This is a genomic window from Cyclobacterium sp. SOCE241 (assembly GCF_056867545.1).
Genome location: NZ_CP149779.1, coordinates 2,686,779 through 2,704,034, shown reverse-complemented (window position 1 = coordinate 2,704,034; position 17,256 = coordinate 2,686,779). Strand labels below are relative to the sequence as shown.

Annotated in this window: 15 protein-coding genes and 1 pseudogene; 8 read left to right on the top strand and 8 right to left on the bottom strand. The window is 37.3% G+C overall.

The annotated features are described in order from the left end of the window. Positions 1-555 precede the first annotated feature (555 nt). The gene (locus tag WG932_RS13445) at positions 556-2,541 is read left to right on the top strand and encodes a GNAT family N-acetyltransferase (protein WP_483088276.1); all 1,986 of its coding nucleotides are present in this window, start codon (positions 556-558) and stop codon (positions 2,539-2,541) included. Between the two features lie 266 nt (positions 2,542-2,807). Here WG932_RS13445 and WG932_RS13440 read toward each other — a convergent pair whose 3' ends face one another. After that, positions 2,808-3,266 (bottom strand): hypothetical protein, encoded by a 459-nt coding sequence (locus WG932_RS13440; RefSeq protein WP_483088275.1) that lies wholly within the window; start codon positions 3,264-3,266, stop codon positions 2,808-2,810. Between the two features lie 357 nt (positions 3,267-3,623). Here WG932_RS13440 and WG932_RS13435 point away from each other — a divergent pair, with 357 nt between their 5' ends. The 3 genes from WG932_RS13435 to WG932_RS13425 all read left to right on the top strand — a co-directional run bounded on the left by WG932_RS13435 (position 3,624) and on the right by WG932_RS13425 (position 6,299). Further along, complete coding sequence (locus tag WG932_RS13435; RefSeq protein ID WP_483088274.1) at positions 3,624-4,619, top strand: polysaccharide deacetylase family protein; 996 nt, start codon at positions 3,624-3,626, stop codon at positions 4,617-4,619. A 409-nt stretch (positions 4,620-5,028) separates the two neighbouring features. After that, a complete protein-coding gene (locus WG932_RS13430) occupies positions 5,029-5,844 on the top strand; it encodes a hypothetical protein (RefSeq protein WP_014018683.1) in 816 nt (271 codons plus the stop codon). Further along, complete coding sequence (locus WG932_RS13425; RefSeq protein WP_014018682.1) at positions 5,841-6,299, top strand: gamma-glutamylcyclotransferase family protein; 459 nt, start codon at positions 5,841-5,843, stop codon at positions 6,297-6,299. Before WG932_RS13430 ends, WG932_RS13425 begins: the two co-directional genes overlap by 4 nt. A 1,287-nt stretch (positions 6,300-7,586) precedes the next feature. Here the strand turns inward: WG932_RS13425 and WG932_RS13420 are convergent. After that, entirely contained in the window at positions 7,587-7,778 is a 192-nt protein-coding gene (locus tag WG932_RS13420) for a hypothetical protein (RefSeq protein ID WP_483088273.1), read from the bottom strand. 361 nt (positions 7,779-8,139) lie between these two features. Then, entirely contained in the window at positions 8,140-8,397 is a 258-nt protein-coding gene (locus tag WG932_RS13415) for a hypothetical protein (protein ID WP_483088272.1), read from the bottom strand. Positions 8,398-8,542: 145 nt separating this feature from the next. On the opposite strand from WG932_RS13415, the gene WG932_RS13410 reads away from it, so the two are divergent. The 4 genes from WG932_RS13410 to WG932_RS13395 all read left to right on the top strand — a co-directional run bounded on the left by WG932_RS13410 (position 8,543) and on the right by WG932_RS13395 (position 11,822). Next, positions 8,543-8,854 carry a type II toxin-antitoxin system RelE/ParE family toxin gene (locus WG932_RS13410; protein ID WP_483088271.1) on the top strand — a complete coding sequence of 104 codons (312 nt, stop codon included), beginning with the start codon at positions 8,543-8,545 and terminating at the stop codon, positions 8,852-8,854. Between the two features lie 9 nt (positions 8,855-8,863). Further along, positions 8,864-9,169: a helix-turn-helix domain-containing protein gene (locus WG932_RS13405; protein ID WP_483088270.1), complete on the top strand. Its 306-nt coding sequence runs from the start codon at positions 8,864-8,866 to the stop codon at positions 9,167-9,169. A gap of 509 nt (positions 9,170-9,678) precedes the next feature. Beyond that, entirely contained in the window at positions 9,679-11,622 is a 1,944-nt protein-coding gene (locus tag WG932_RS13400; RefSeq protein WP_483088269.1) for a right-handed parallel beta-helix repeat-containing protein, read from the top strand. Then, a complete protein-coding gene (locus WG932_RS13395) occupies positions 11,532-11,822 on the top strand; it encodes a hypothetical protein (RefSeq protein ID WP_483088268.1) in 291 nt (96 codons plus the stop codon). The genes WG932_RS13400 and WG932_RS13395 overlap by 91 nt, the downstream gene beginning before the upstream one ends. 593 nt (positions 11,823-12,415) lie before the next feature. Here WG932_RS13395 and WG932_RS13390 read toward each other — a convergent pair. The 5 genes and pseudogenes from WG932_RS13390 to WG932_RS13370 all read right to left on the bottom strand — a co-directional run bounded on the left by WG932_RS13390 (position 12,416) and on the right by WG932_RS13370 (position 17,242). Next, on the bottom strand, positions 12,416-12,766 hold the full coding sequence (locus tag WG932_RS13390; RefSeq protein WP_014018679.1) for a dihydrofolate reductase family protein: 351 nt from the start codon (positions 12,764-12,766) through the stop codon (positions 12,416-12,418). 401 nt (positions 12,767-13,167) lie between these two features. Beyond that, on the bottom strand, positions 13,168-15,090 hold the full coding sequence (locus WG932_RS13385) for a DEAD/DEAH box helicase (protein WP_483088641.1): 1,923 nt from the start codon (positions 15,088-15,090) through the stop codon (positions 13,168-13,170). Positions 15,091-15,450: 360 nt separating this feature from the next. Beyond that, a pseudogene (locus tag WG932_RS13380) lies at positions 15,451-16,093 on the bottom strand (TOTE conflict system archaeo-eukaryotic primase domain-containing protein); the annotation flags it as partial. A gap of 14 nt (positions 16,094-16,107) precedes the next feature. Further along, the gene (locus WG932_RS13375) at positions 16,108-16,425 is read right to left on the bottom strand and encodes a hypothetical protein (protein WP_483088267.1); all 318 of its coding nucleotides are present in this window, start codon (positions 16,423-16,425) and stop codon (positions 16,108-16,110) included. Between the two features lie 109 nt (positions 16,426-16,534). After that, the gene (locus tag WG932_RS13370; protein ID WP_483088266.1) at positions 16,535-17,242 is read right to left on the bottom strand and encodes a Fic family protein; all 708 of its coding nucleotides are present in this window, start codon (positions 17,240-17,242) and stop codon (positions 16,535-16,537) included. Between the last annotated feature and the right edge of the window lie 14 nt (positions 17,243-17,256).

The following is a 17,256-nucleotide window of genomic DNA, read 5'->3' as shown; positions in this document are numbered from 1 at the left end:
TATTAGGTTTTAACTGATAATTATTAGGTTTTTGCCGAAAAATTCCACCTTTGTGGCAGCTTTTATTAAGTTTTAGCTGATCAATTCGACCAAAAACTGACAAGAATTGACCTTTTATTCAAAACATTTTACCAATAGTTCGAAATAAAAATGCTGAGAGGTCGGAATTAAATGATTTTCGGTGCAATTTTTCATGTTTTCGAATGTTTTTAAACATCGTTCTGCTGAGCTTGAAATATACAATGATGCGCTTTTGCCTTTCGCCGACTTTTATGCCCTCTATTAATTGGAGTAGAGTAAGATAATATTTCAAAATTTCACAACACTTCATCCGGGGTATCCGTAATTAGCTGGGCATAAACTTTTCTGTTAATGTTTAAAAGGAATTGTTTACCTTTTGTAACATTATCCCGCATCGTCCAAAAGGATATTCGGGAGATAGCTAAAGGTAAGATAGTCAGTTTGCTTGAGGTGGTTTCAGCAAGAAAACCAAGCGTTTTTGTCTATATAGTGGTTAACCGGGGAAAGTAGTGTAGTCAAGCATAAATAGGATCCATGAAATTAAATTTTCGTAAGGCCGGTTCAGGAGACTTGGAATTTCTCCTGAACCTTGAGAGGGAATCATTTCCTGAATTCCAGCAAACCTCCGCTTCAAACCTCAAAAATGGACTGAAAAGTTCTTTTCAGGAGCTGATTATTGCTGAGAATGCAGCGGACAATCAGCCTGTGGCTTCGGCTGTGCTGTTTAAGTACAAGCACATGCTTCGCTTGTATTCTATCAGTGTAGCACTTCAATACAGAAAGGAAGGTATAGGCAATGCAATTATGGAATACATCAAGGCTTTTGCACTTTCTAATAACTTCAGGAGCATTACCCTGGAAGTGAGGGAAAGCCAAAGCAAGCTCACCGACTGGTATTTGTCCAAGGGGTTTGAAGTGATCAAAACATTGAAGAACTATTATCAGAACGGTGAAGATGCCTTGAAGATGGGCATGAAAATTAGGACAGAAGCAATAGATAAGGGAAATAAAAACCTGATCGTAATCGATCAACCTTACGTCTGGCAAAATACGGGATTAAAAGCCACCATAGTATCTGTAAAAGAGTATATCAATAATCCTTTGTATCAAAACAATGCCAATTTCAGGATTTTTAATCTCTGTAGTTCTTACAAATACCAAAGTTATGGTTACTATGTCTCTCTTTTGGCGTCCGCTCGGGGGCAAAGGGTGATACCAAGTACTTCTACCATCAAAGATGTGCAAATTGCCAATGTGGTGCAGGCACTTTCCTATGAGTTGAATGAACAAGTAAACCAAATCCTCAGCAAAGAAAAAGGCACTAACCTGTCTCTTGATTTGTATTTTGGACAAACGCCGCTGAAGGCTTACAAGGTGTTGGCTGCCAGGTTATATCAGGTTTTTGAAGTGCCCTTATTTACCATTAACTTTATTAAGGTAGATAAATGGATCATAAAAAATATTAAGGTCCTGACCTTCAAAAATCTGGATGAGGCACAAAAGGAAACCTTGTTTTATGCTGCAGAGCGGCACTTCAACAAAAAACGGTACAATTTCCCCAGACTTAATAATTACAGGTATGACCTGGCTATATTGATCAATCCCTTTGAAGCCAATCCGCCTTCAAACAAGGAAGCCCTTGAGAAATTCCGTAAGCTTGCCAATAAAAAAGGGGTGTACGTTACTTTTATCGGCAAAGAAGATATCAATAAAATCAACGAATTTGATGCTTTGTTTATCCGGGAAACCACCAATGTCAACCATTATACCTATGAACTCTCCCGCCTTGCTTTTGCTGAAGGTCTGGTGGTGATAGATGATCCCTGGTCTATACTGCGCTGCTCCAATAAAATTTACCAGCATGAATTGTTTAAGAAAAATAAAATCCGCACGCCTAAATCTTTCACTTTAACCAAGAACATGTTTGAAGACAATCTGCTGGACAATATCAGGTACCCGGCAGTACTCAAACAACCCGATAGTGCATTCTCTCTCGGGGTGATAAAAGTAAACAATAAGGAGGAGGCAAAGCGTGAACTAGGCATGCTCTTCAAGAAAACCGATATGGTAATTTGCCAGGAGTTTTTGTATTCTGCCTATGATTGGCGGATAGGGATACTGGACAATAAACCCATCTATGCCTGCAAATATTATATGACACAGGATCATTGGCAGATTTACAATTGGAACAGTGATGCGGAAGATAAATCCGGCAACCATGAGACAATAGCCATAGATCAGGTGCCGGAGGAAATAGTAAGCCTGGCAGTGAAAGCTTCTTCCCTGATAGGGGACGGACTCTATGGCGTGGATCTCAAATTTGTGGAGGATAAAGTATATGTAATTGAAGTCAATGACAACCCTAATATTGACTATGGTGTGGAAGATCAGGTGCTGGGAGATAAACTTTACCAGCTGATCATCGATTCCCTGATCAACCGCATAGAGATTATGAAAAATATCAGACACATCAACCTGATCAATAACAAACAGATCAATACCGGTAATCAGAATAAATAATGGATAAGCCAAACCTGTAAGGTTTTATATCTAGCAACTTTTTATTCATCACCTTAAATCCCCAAACCTCCCAGGTTTTGTTGATCATAAGATTTAAATGCTGGTAAAATTTGGTTTATTTGGTCAAGCAGTTCCCTCCCTAAAATAGACACAGAAAAAGCAGATAAGGTAAATCCCCTTTCTCCAAATGGGGACTAAAGGGGATTTTATCGCAGCCGCCACTAAAAACCAATCGATTAAAGAAATAGGCTACGGATTTTTAGGTGTTAACCTTCGGTTTCACCGGATGTTCTGGATTTTTGAAGGCGCTGTTTGAGGTCTTCATAGATGATTTTGGCATCGGCCACATTCAGTTTGGAGGCGTATTTTACGGAATTATAATAGCTCAGCGCACCCAAATAGGCTTCAGACCCAGCCACCATCACCGTGTCGTTGAGATTGCTTTCTAATTGCTGTATATCCCTAAGCATAGGGACCAAGTGCTTAACCGCATTCCAGTCTTTATGGACTTCATCCAAATCAGTATAGGGAGGAAGAAACTGTGCGTCTTCCCGTGCATAATCCATGGCCTTTTCCACAAAGGGAATGGTGCCATCACTCATTTTGGGTACCGCCTGCCGCTCTGAGGGAGTAATGGCAATCAAGTAAGGAGAGAGCTTATTTTTAAGGGTGGCAATGGCGTTATTGATTTCATTCCTCAAAGCGTAACGGATGTTTCTTACCAAGAATATATAGAAATGATTCCTAAAGAATTTTATTAATATAAGTAAGTTGCTATTTACTTAAAACCTTTCTAATCTAAAATATCATTTTGTAGAGGTGCTATTAAGGTTCGTTGAAGGTTTAAGATGGAGGTGGTTATAAGTATTTATTCACGCAGTTCTATCCATTTTATTATTTACAAAATAATTTTGTGAAAATTTCCATTAAGCCGGTTTCAGATTTGAAGCAGAAAAATTTTTTGTTGTTGTGGTATTAATACCTTACTGGAACCAAGTTGAATTAAACGTTAATAATCCCAACAATTCCCCTCCCCCAACTAGTCATAAACACCTCTTTTTGAGTAGTAAAAAGAAAAAGTTATGCAAATCAAGTTGTTTTCCAGCCTCTTTTTGGCATCCTTATTTCTAATAAGTTCATGTGGTAAAAATAATACTTCTGCAGAAGTACAAGAAACTGAGACCGAAACCCCGGCCAATTGGGCGGAAAGACTGGGGTATCCGGCAGGGAAGAAAGTCATCATGCTACATGCAGATGATATTGGCATGAGCCCTGAAGCCAATATTGCAGCCAAAGAAATGCTGATGGCCGGAGATATCCAATCTGCTGCTGCCATGCCTCCTTGTCCTAATTTTGAAGAGATCATTGCCTGGGCCATTGAGCATCCTGAAATAGACCTTGGTTTGCATCTGGCATTGACCAGTGAATGGAAAACCTGGCGTTGGTCTTCTGTTGCTCCGGCGGAGGAAGTACCCGGGCTTATTGATGATGAAGGCAAATTATGGCGCTCTGTAGAAGAGGTGGTTGCCCATGCTTCCGCCGAAGAAGTGGCTACAGAAGTTAGGGCACAGATCGAAAAATCCCTTGCCCTGGGTTACCGTCCTGATCATATCGATACCCATATGGGTACCTTATACGGCGATCCCAAGTATGCCATCCTTTACCTTAAAATGGCCATGGAATACGGTATTCCTGCCAATGCCATTGACCTTTCAAACCCTGAGGTGGTTGAGATTTTTAGACAGGGAGGTTACCCCATCACCGATGAGGTAGTAGATTTTATGGCTACTTACACCTTGCCCAAATTGGATTTCTTTACCAGTGCACCAAAGGCAGATACCTATGAAGAGAAAAAGGAAGCTTTTAAAGAATTGATCCGCTCACTGAAACCCGGATTGACAGAAATCATTTTCCACCCTTCTGCAGATACGGAACAGTTGAAAACCATCACCGGTTCTTGGCAACAAAGGATTTGGGAAGCGGAAATGTTTGCTGATCCGGATTTGAAACAATTCTTCGAAGATGAAGGTATCATCTTTACCGATTGGAAAGAAATCATGAAGCGTTTCAAATCCTGATCCTTCGAAAACTTTCCTTACCGGAACCAAGAAGTAATCTTTTATTAAAGTATTAAAACATGAGGTATTTAATCTAAATCATTTGCCTTACGATTACTCGGGACTTTGAGGTGAATATTTGGTGAAAATCCACTGATACTGAAGATTCAGACAAAATCTTCAGATTATTATCCGGATTTCTTTGATTGCTGATTAATGTATTCATTTTCATTTGTTTAGTGCTTTATAAAAAAAGTGTAAATAACATAGCTAAAATTATTCTATACTATCCAAATAACTTCCATAATCACAATAACTTAATTAATTTAGAGGGAGAGAAGGTGAGTTGGGTGCACAATGGACATGGTTGGTACGTTGTACTTCAGCTAGGTAGAATAGAGCTTTAAACTAATAATTACAGACATACCGCATGAGTTCACTCAGAAATAAGAAGGCGAAGATTAGACTCAATGTCGCAGTGTATGCGATACTTTTTGTATTAGCAACATCACTTTTTTTGGCCAGTTGGATTGAAGGAATGGACTCAACATGGATAGGCCTCTTGAATGGACTTTCAGTTGAGCTTCTGGGAGCTGTTGTTCTCTTCATTATAGCACAGTATTTCTTCATCTGGAATGAGGATTTAGAAGTAAGAAATGAAAGGCTCGACCAATTCTTGACAAGGAATGAACAAGACAGCTATAGTTCGGTATTTGTAATAGACAAAGATTCCAAGTCTAATGATAAGTTCTATGATTATTTAAATGATAGGATTAGTAGAGCTAAGTACGATATTTACGTATCAGGTGAGGGTTTTGATAGTGTGGGAAGTGAACCCCTTGCGGAAGATTATACTCAGGCAACTAAGGCTGCACTGAAAAATAAAGTGAGTATAGTTAGGCTTCAAACATCTTCAGAAATTTCAGTTTACTGGGCAAGACACCTCAGGGAGCTCTTAAAGGATGAATGTTTCACTTTGTATCTAACTGACAGTTCATGGAGTCGAGGTTCACTATGTAGCATTGACTACGTTGACCAAATAAATAACATTACTGAATATATGCTTTCTGTGTCGAGAAGCAGTGGGATGAATGAATCTAATATTGCGGGTTTGGCAGTATTTGTAAGGAATAATCACGACCTTGCTACGGATGTAATGCAAATGATAAAGACCAGATGTAAGGATGAAAATCTCTCCAAATGCATAACTTTAGAAAATTTTGACAAATACCTTAAAGTGAAGTGAAAAACAACTACGTACTATATTTTGCTTTCGGATCCAACATGCTCGAAACAAGGATGCTCAAGAGATGTCCCTCTGCTCTGTTGATAGACTCTATTGCAAAACTAGAAGACTACCAACTGGTTTTTAACAGGCAAGGTGACTATGAAGATGGGGGAGTAGCCAGTATCGAACAGAAGGCCGGAGCTGTAGTCTATGGACTTCTCTATGCGATGATTGTACCTGATATTGAGAATCTCGATAAAATTGAGAGCCCGAATGATGATGCATATAATCGAGAGGTAGTTACAGTTTCTACCCTTTCGAATCAAAATGTGGATTGCTTCACTTATATCGCCAGTCCTAAAGGGTCTTTTCTACCAACCAAGAAATATTTGGACTGGATTATTGAAGGGGCAACTATTGCAGGACTACCAGCTAGTTATATAAAAAAACTGCGAAATATTAAGTCCATATGATTGCAATAATGCAAATTCCTGACAGGCCAAAACACAAAAATGCTCAGGCTGACCAATACGAAATGAATCAGCCGGATCATTAATCTTTGGGTGTAGCCATCGTTGGGATTTTCTAATAATAGAGCAGTTCGAGGCCAAATACTCATTCCGGTTAGAGTTTAGTATCCCAGGACAAAAATAATAGGTTATAAGGCCAAAATTGATATGGATGTTATTATCGATAAATAAAGGAGCCCGCCAGGGCCCATATTCCTACCACGTTGGTCAGCCTGGGGATTTGTGAAATTTTCTTCCTTTGATTTTGGCGGTACTGTTTCTTTTTTCGCAACAATGCTGAAAAAGTCATTCTGATGACTTTTTTCTCCATTTCATGAATTGGCCTTAACACCTAGATTTTACGGGGATGGGGTGATTTTTCTGTATATCCATTGTTCATTTTTTTTTGATAAAAAAACGACCAAAAAAATCAAGGCTGTCAAATCTTATTTCAAATGATGGACAAGGTGTATGGAATATATTTCATTTACTTTACCATCATTTGATTTTTGGTGCAGAATTCCACGCTAAAAATGAGTGGATCTCCTTTTTGGAGCTAACTCATTTTTTAACGCCTTCCATCCTGCACCAAAAACCATAATCTTTGAAGGCCGAAAAATGTCTAAAATAACATGCTATCGTAAAGTTTAAGTCAACCAAACCAGCAATGTACTGGCTGAACCCTTAAACCATAAATTACCAATTCTTAATCAAAGAAGCGCACCAAGTCTTAGGATTACACCAAGCCCTGACTGGGCCCAATACCACAGCCAAGGGTATCAGCCCTTGGTGAGGAAGATTATATACATTTCGATTTTGGCGGTATTGTTGCCATTTTTTCGCAACAATGCTGACAAAATCATTCTGATGACTTTTTTCTCCATTTCATGAATTGGCCTTAACACCTAAATTTTACGGGGATGAGGTGATTTTTCTGTATATCCACTGTTCATTTTTTTCTTGATAAAAAAACGAACCAAAAAAATCAAGGCTGTCAAATCTTATTTCAAATGATGGACAAGGTGTATGGAATATATTTCATTTACTTACCATCATTTGATTTTTAGTGCAGGACTCCAGGCTAAAAATGAGTGGATCTACTTATTGGAGCTAACTCATTTTTTTAACGCCTTCCATCCTGCACCAAAAACCATAATCTTTGAAGGCCGGAAAATGGCTAAAATACCGTGTTGTCGTAAAGTATAATTTTACCAAACCATCAATTCACTGACTGACCCCTGAAACCATAACCTACCCATTCCTTACCAAAATCGTACACAAAGACCTATGATTACACCAAGCCCTGACGGGGCGCAATACCACAGCCAAGGGTGTCAGCCCTTGATGAGGAAGATTATACAAGTTTTGATTTTGGCGGTATTGTTGCCATTTTTTCGCAACAATGCTGACAAAATCATTCTGATGACTTTTTCTCCATTTCATGAATTGGCCTTAACACCTAGATTTTACGGGGATGGGGTGATTTTTTTGTATATCCACTGTTCATTTTTTTCTTGATAAAAAAACGAACCAAAAAATCAAGGCTGTCAAATCTTATTTCAAATGATGGACAAGGTGTATGGAATATATTTCATTTACTTTACCATCATTTGATTTTTGGTGCGGGACTCCAGGCTAAAAATGAGTGGATCTCCTTATTGGAGCTAACTCATTTTTTAACGCCTTCCATCCTGCACCAAAAACCATAATCTTTGAAGGCCAAAAAATGTCTAAAATAACATGCTATCGTAGATTTCAAGTCTACCAAACCAGCAATTCACTGACTGAACCCTGAAACCATAACCTACCCATTCCTTAGCAAAATCGTGCACCAACCTATAATTACCCGAAGCCCTACAGGGGCGTAATATATCAGCCAAGGAGTCAGCCCTTGGAAAGGAAGATTATACCCATCTTGATTTTGGCGGTATTGTTGCCTATTTCTAGCAACAATGCTGACAAAATCACAACGTTTCCATTCTCTAATTATACCAATAATAGCCTTTAAGAAACCAGAAACCCAGGTAGGGGTGATATTTTTGTAGCCAGTGGCTTCAACCACTGGTTTAGAAATGTAACGCCAAAATCTTCTTTTGCGGCTTGGTTTTAATATTTCTATTCGGATAATTACAATTTTAAATTTATTGTTCGGAAAAAACTGAAACAACAAGGTTGCACTAAAGGGCTACTTTTGTTATATTTAAGATGTGAAAAAGAAGCGTAGTATAGTCTTTTACGAAAACCACTTTCATGATTTTTTCATCAAACAAAATCAGAAAGTTAAGGATAAGATTATTTGGACCTTAGGATTGCTTGAAGAGCTGGATAGAATACCGGATACGTATCTGAAGTTTATCAAAAACACTAAAGGGCTTTATGAAATAAGAGTACAACAAGGGAACGATATTTTCAGGATATTTTGTTTTTTTGATGAAGATAAACTTGTTGTTTTAATGAATGGGTTTCAAAAAAGACTCAAAAAACGCCAAAGAATGAGATACTTAAGGCACTTAGTATAAAGATAGATTATGAAAGAAATAAAAAATGATTTAATGACGCTTGAAACGTTCAAGGAGGTGCATTATGGTAAAACCGGAACACCAAAAAGGGATGCACTCGAGGAAGGGTATAAGTCTTTCAAAATAGGAGCAATGCTTCATCAAGCAAGGATTGATAAAGGAATGACCCAGCAAGAATTAGCCGATAAGGTCGGAACTACTAAATCTTATATATCTAAGATTGAGAATAATTTAAAGGAAGTAAAAATATCAACACTCAAGAGAATTATTGAAAATGGATTGGGTGGAAAGTTGGAACTATCTGTAAAACTTTAATCAATTGTGTTGGTTGTTATTGTACCAAACGACTATTATTTACAGTTATTATTTTGAGAAAAAATGTTCGAGGGCTTTAAGTATAACGATAATGCCAGCACTAATAAGTCATTGCAAATGAACTTTACAAAATGATTTTTCTAAAGTTCGTGGCCATTGATAGAAAGGTGTAATTGCAAATTGCACCGAGTTGAGTATTTAAATGCATGATGCCAATTCATTCTCGAAGACTTATTATTTAGCATTATGGTATAACCAAGCCATGAGGGGCGCAATAAATCAGCCAAGTGTGTCAGCCCTTGGTATAAAATGATCAACTCATCTTGATCTTGGCGGTATTGTTGCTTTTTTCTGCAACAATGCTGACAAAATCTTCTACGACTTTCAGACCTATAAATTAATATTAATTTCTTACCGCTTTTGTATTTTAATGAAAACCTACCCCTGATTAAAAATGTTCGCCTTATTATTGTAAATTAATTTAATTCTATTACCAAAGGGAAAATACAATGAATATCATAAAATTATATCGTGCAGTGGGCTTACTATTAATTTTTCTCCTACAATATACCCCTATTGTCACCGCAACAACAAATCAGCTTAAAGACAATGAGCTTAGGCTTTATGTAGCGCCAAATGGAGATGACAAGAGTCCGGGCACCATAGACCAGCCGTTGGCCAGCCTTATAGGAGCTCGTGATTGGATAAGAAAGCACAAGAAAAACAATCCGAACTCTGGTTCGGTTACCGTACTTATTAGAGGGGGTGAATATAAGATGCTAGCAGCATTGGAGTTATATCCCGAAGATGGAGGATCAGCAGAAGCACCTGTAGTGTATAAAGCTTATGAAAGTGAAAAACCAGTATTTAGTGGTGGGGAAAAACTAAGTGGGTTTAAGGTAAACGACAAAGGAATCTGGGAATTGGATTTACTTGAAAGTCGCCTATACAAATGGCGGTTTGATCAACTTTATGTCAACGGTAAAAGGGCCACCTTGGCGCGTACCCCTAACGAAGATTTTATGTACATAGGGGCAGTGAAGCAAAATGATTGGATCAAGGGTTCAGGCAGGGTAGTAGAAAAAGCACAGCAAATCCTTACTTTTGATGAAGATAATTTCTCTCATCTTATGGGTATCCAAGCGGAAGAGTTAGGGAATGTGCGTTTCAGGGCCTATCATAAATGGGATTTCACTATGCGACACATTGATAATCTGGATAAGGATAGTGCCAGAGTGTATACCTCAGGAAAAGGGATGAAACCTTGGAATCCACTAAAGGAGGGAGGAAGGATCGTATTCGAAAATTTTGCTGCAGCACTGGATGAACCCGGAGAATGGTATCCAAATCCGAAAGGCACCCTTTTTTATATGCCACGACCGGGAGAGCGGCCTGAAGATGCGGAGGTATTTGCCCCTGTACTGGAAAATTTGATTTTGGTAAAAGGAGATCCTTCAAATGGTAAACCTGTTGAACATGTTCGTTTTGAAGGCCTTTCTTTTATGCATTGCCATTATGCAGTTCCTCCAACAGGTTCTGAACCTAATCAGGCTGCTGCCTTGATCAATGCCGCCGTGATGCTTGAAGGTGTAAATCATGTTGACTTTGTAGATTGCGAGATTTCAAAGACCGGTCAACACGCCTTATGGTATGGCAAGGCCTGCCATAATTCTACAGTGGAACACAGTTATTTACATGACCTAGGAGGAGGTGGGATTTACCTTGGGGACTTTAAGTCTAGAGAAGGGTTAGACCATACCTCTCATATTAAATTGCACAATAACATTATCCAATCAGGGGGCTTGGAATATCCTTCTGCAGTAGGGGTATGGGTAGGACATAGCTCAGACAATGAGGTTAGTAACAATGACATTGGAAATTTTTATTATACTGGAGTCTCTGTTGGTTGGGTGTGGGGATATGCTGAAAGCACTGCCAAAAGAAATAGGATCGCCAATAACCATATCCACCATATAGGTTGGACTTTGCTTAGTGATATGGCAGCCATTTATACCTTAGGCAAATCAGAAGGCACAGTAATCAGTAATAATATTGTTCATCACGTTCATGCCTATTCGTATGGTGGCTGGGGATTGTATACTGATGAGGGTTCATCTGATATTGTAATGGAAAATAACCTGGTTTACAGTACCAAAACAGGTGGTTTTCATCAGCATTACGGTGTAAACAATATCATTCGAAATAATATTTTCGCCTTTGCCAAGATGTATCAGGCGCAGTGTACTAGGGTGGAGGATCACCGATCTTTTGATTTCACCAATAATATCATCCTATTTGATGAGGGGGTAGTTTTGAAAGGTGCTTGGGAAAAGATTGATATTGCCATGGATAACAATATGTATTGGAATACGGGGGAGAGGAGTATGACTTCAACGGTAAAAGTTTTGCAGAATGGCAGAAGTTTGGGCACGATCAACACAGCCTTATTTTAGATCCCCGTTTCAAGGATGCGGAAAACTTCAATTTCGAGTTCAAAAACAAGCGTGCCATCAAACGCATAAATTTTGAGGTTTTTGACCTTGACAATATTGGTGTATATGGAGAGGATTCCTGGAAACAAAAAGCCAAGCTGCCTTCAAGTATATTGGAAGCCTTTGATGCGCAGGTAGCGAAGAATATGGAAAAGGAATAGAAAATCATTTTATCTTCTTTTCTAGATATTAGGTCTGAAACCTAAAATTGCTATAACCAGATTTCGGTGTTTTCAAAGGTTGGCGAGTGTCGTAACTGACCTTAAACTGAGGCAGCTCGTTTCAATTTCACCCACTCAGCATTCAATTTTAATTTCCACAAGTCTCCAAATGGTTTAGGGGGTATACGGAAAAGTAATTCTATTTCAACTTGATATTTTAGAAAGTTTGGGTCTGAAATCACTACTGACTTAGGTAGGGACAATCCCTTTACCCCTTTTTTTGGGTATATTTAGATTATTCTAAGGTTGATAAGTATCATTACAATAAAACAAAAGCCCTGACTACTTCTTAATGTAATCAGGGCTTTTTTGTGGAGCTGGTGGGAGTCGAACCCGCGTCCAGATAGGGAAACACCGTACCGTCTACATGCTTAGTTAACTATTGAATTGTAGACCGAAAGCCGTTGGTTGACACGCCTACTTCCAGCTTAATCACTAATCTTAGCCCTGCTTACTAGTCTCACAGGGAGCATCACTGTCAAGTCGACACCCAAGTCTTCGAATTCGGTTTTAAAAGGTAAAGTTCAGAAACTTTAGGAAATGGATTTAATTTTTTCGATCGATAATATATTAATCACAGGTACAGACATTAGAAAAATAGGCACATCATTTGGAGCTGGTTGAAAGATGTCTTCCTTTTTATCCAGGATTTGAAATTTGATGTTTACAGGTATGGGTTCCTGAGATACCACCCTAAATTCTTCTGGTAAGTTTTCAGGAAAATAAAGGTCGCCGTCGAATTCGATGAGAAACTGATACCCTCCCCTTGAAGCTACTGAGATGGCCACCTCGGCGGTACCCTCTCTATTTGGGCCAACGTTGTTTTCGCAGGAGAAAATCAGCAAGAGAAAAAATAGTAACGGTTTAACTTTATAAATCTTCATACATTTAAGACGAATGGTACCGAGAAAATGCTACAGTTTTCTCAATTGATTTAATCCCCTGTATAAACGGTGATGAAGATTACCGGGCATGCCGATTACAAAAATTTTCAACGGTATATTAAAGTTACTGAAGAAAGAAAATCAAACGAGGTGAAGAAAGCTTGGGGAGATCCTGAATGAATTAAGTAACCATGTGATTGAAAAGTTCGACACCAATACCCTTGTAACTTTTAAAAGATCCAAAAATAACTGCCAATGTTTGTTCTTAAAAGGTATGAAAAAATGGAACCATAACTTTTAAAAAAGAAACTAATGTGCAAAAAGAGTGCTATTATGTGATATTTAAACCATGGTAAAATACTCACTATCCTAAACAATCTCTTCTAATGCTGATTTCCATATTATAAATCCTTTTTTGTTATCTGAATAATCGTGCATAATTCTAGTAAAGTTTTCAGGATTATTTTCCAAAAATGCCTGTCTTCCTTTTTTCTAATAGTGCTTAATTGGCTGTCAATTTGTTTGACTTCTTCAATTAATGACGATTTATTTTTAGGGGCATGCCAAATGTAAGTTGCCTCTTCTGTGTCCAAGGTTTCCAAAACAATAAAATAACTTTGGTCTCCTGCAAGCAAAAATACAAATGAAAATGGATTGAGGACAAAACGAATTTTCATTATTGAACTCTCGTGTCTTTCTGCTAAATATTGAATGTGTTGAGAATGTTTGTATTGCTTATTTTTAAGAATTTCAGTCAATACCTCTTCTGCGTTTGAATAAATTTTATCCTGCTCTTGTAATTCATCAGAAGTCAAAATGTTTTGATTTTTGGTACTGAATTGTTTGAGCAAGCTTTTATTCAAAAATTGAAATTTCACTCCCTCAACCACTTCTTTATTGATGCGGTCAATATCAGTTGATAGTGCTAATTGAGAAACCAATTTTCCGTTTTCAAACTCGGCTAACAATTCTACGGTAATATTTTTTGACTTCAATCTTTTGATGAAATAGGGTTTAAGTACCTCAAATTCTGGTCTAATTTCAATGTTTTCAACTTGAAATTGAAGTTCGGTATTCATCTCAACAACTGCATATTTGAAGGCTAGACTTCCATAATGAAACTCCAATTCCTCAATTGGAACTTTAATTTTCTTTTCTATAGTTAAAACGTGTTTTGAAGTTGTGATTTCGTCCGTTGGTTCATCAAACAAGGTTGCCTGCTTGTCAATTTTTCGATAATAAGTATTTCGCTTTAAGAAAAGTTTGTTGAGATAATCAATCTTATAATCTCGATAATCATAAATGGTCGGATTTATTTCCGAGCGTTGCACCCTGCCGATATATTGGATTAGTTTTCCTTCAAAAGAAAACGGATAGACCAAAAACAAACAGCTAATATTTTGTAAATCTGTTCCTTCCCCAAAATATTGTCCTGTTGTAATTAAAACCTGAAAGTTCCCTTCTTGTAATGTTTTCCATTTGGCTTTCTTAGACGTTTTTGAATCTTCTCCGCTCAGCGTAATAGCTTCATACGATTGTTTTAAATATAAATACAGCGTATCAATATGCTCTTTTCGTTCGGTGATGATAACCGCTTTCTTACCCTGATTCAGTTCTGTTTTTACATCTTCCCATATCAGTTTGTTTCGAGCAGTATCGTGAACTAAAATTTTTGACAATGTTTCAAAACTATCTGTCTTAGAATTATATGGAACATTTAATGCAGTGTTGCGGATGATGATTTTCGCCTGTTTATAATTTTCAATTTCAGTGGGTTGAATATTGGCAATAATTTCTCCCAAATGGGTGAAAATCATTTTCCCATCATTGTACTTTCTGAAAGGGGTAGCAGTCAATCCATACAGATAATATGCTTGTAGTTTTTCAATTGTTTTCCTGAAAGTTTCGGCAGGAACGTGGTGGCATTCGTCCACTATGATAGTTCCAAATTGATTTTCAACAGATTCTATTTGTTTTGGCAAACTTTGAATTGTTGCCACGGTAATTTGTTTGCCTATTTTAGATTTTCCTTGACCGATAACTCCAATATCTCTTTTGGGAATGCCCAAAAATGCTTCAATCCGTTCTGTCCATTGCTCCAACAACTGTTTTCGGTGAACAATAATGAGTGCAGGTTGTCCTTTATCCCCAATTATTTTTAATCCAATCACTGTTTTTCCTGAACCTGGTGGTGCGACTATTACTCCGTAGTCCTTTTTAGAAACCGATTCTATTACTCCAAGTTGATGATTTCGCAAAGCAGCTTTAAACACAAAAGGAATAGTTGGTTTTAGCTTTCTTTCATCAACAAACCCAAATTCCATTTGTGATTCCTTGCAAAAGCGCAGTAGTCTTCCGATAAATCCTCGAGGAATGAAAACTTCACTTTCTGATTCCTCAATCAGTTTAAAATAACGAACTGTTTCCAAGGTGTTTCTTCTTGATTTCTTTTTGATGAAAAACTCAGAGTTTGCAAAATTTAATTCTTCTTTCAGAAAATGAGTAAGCGTTGGGGTTAATCCATTTCTGCTGATTCGAATCGTATTGTTTAAAGAAATGCCAAGTTTTTCATTTATTGGCTGCGATTTTATTATCGGAACATTAGGCGATAATGTTTTGCATAGCTCGTCTAAAAAATCTGTGGAAACCCTTTGAATATTTTTTAGGAAACCCCATTGGTCTGTGAATGGTTCAAATGTTTCTGGATCAATAAAGCAATTATTTCCCTTTTCAAAAGTTGGCTTAAAAAGCGGCAATGCAATCAAGTTTCCAAAACCTTTGCCTGAAAGAAAATCCTGATTGGGAAACAATCTATCAAAACTGGAGCTTTTATCAAACATTGAAAACGCTCCCGATTGTTCTAAAATTGAAATGAATATTTTGCGACTTCTTATGGCGGGATATTGTTTATCAAAAAATATCCAAACGTGTCCACCGTTACCTGAACGTGAACGCTCCAAGTAGGCAGGGATTTTTTTCTTTACAAGTATTAAGGAAAGTAACGGCTTCATCTTGCCAATTCGCTTTATCAAAATCTGCAGCTAAAAACCAAGTGGTATTGTCTTGAAATAGAGGGTAAATTCCAATATGATGAAAGCCGTCCAAATGCTTTTGGATTTGTTCATCTGTATATTTCAGATAAGACTTTTCGGTAAAATTCTGAAACGTCCCTCCATTCATTTTATGCGCCCTTAAACGATAAGGGTCATAAAAATAGGCTGGCATATAGCCTGATTTGTTTCCTTTCTCCCAACGAACGGCAAATATATCTTCACGCCCTTTGAATAGGGAGCGTAAAAGGTTGATATTTTCGTGATTGGAAACCATTTTATTGATAATACCTATTCCCAATCTTCAAATTCCCGTTGCTTCATTGGTGTTTTTCTGATTTCAGCAATATTGGATAGGGTTATGTTTAAAGTTTTTCTGAACGCATTTTCATTTACTTTTTGCCCAAAGAAAATACCATCAATAATATCTTCAAAATCATTCATTTGAAGCCAATCTTTTATTAAGGCTTCCGCTTGATTCAAATAGTCGTCATCATCTTTACAACTGGACACCAGAACACCAAATTGCAAAGTCAACTCGTGATTGAATTTTTCGGCTTCTAAAATGATTCCTTTATAAGTTGGTATTGATAAATCGTCTGTATCCATAGTTGATTATTATATGTCCCAAAATGTTCCACGTTTTTGTAACGTGTCCTAAAAACGTATAAATTGTCTCACGTTTTCAGGACGTGTCCCAAAATGTCCCACGTTATTTTTAGCCATTTTTCAGTAAATTATACAGTTTTTCATTTACGTATATAACCTCTTTTCCCTTTGAAAGTGACTTTAAAACGTCTATTTCTTTTAAATTATTCAAATGTCTGGAAGCTGCTTTACGTTCTAAGTTTAAATTTTTCACCAAAAACTCTATTTTACAATAAGGATGAACGAAAAGCTGCTCTATCAAATCTTTCGAATAGATTCTAGGTAATTTCTCCTGCACCAATTTTTGTGTTTCGTTGAACAGTTGATTGATTTTATTTATTTGCTCAATTGTACTCAGCGCTGTCTGCTCAATACCTTTGAGTATAAACAAAATCCAATCTTCCCAGTTATTTTTAGTCCGAACCTCCTGTAATAATCGATAGTAATCTCCCTTGTTATGGATAATATAAGAACTCAAATACAATACAGGTTCGTTTAATAAACCTTTCAAAATTAAATACAAGACATTGATAATCCTTCCAGTTCTACCATTACCATCATAAAAAGGATGGATGCTTTCAAATTGATAGTGTTGCATGGCTAACTTGATTAATGGAGAAACATCATCTTCATCAATGTTGATATACTCTTCAAGATTTTTCATTAAGCCACTAATCGAATCAAAATTATCAGGTGGTGTATAAATCACTTCATTAGTCAAGTCGTTGATTAATGCCGTTCCAGGAAGTTTTCTTAGTCCAGCATTATTTTCTTCCAATTCTTTCTGAATTG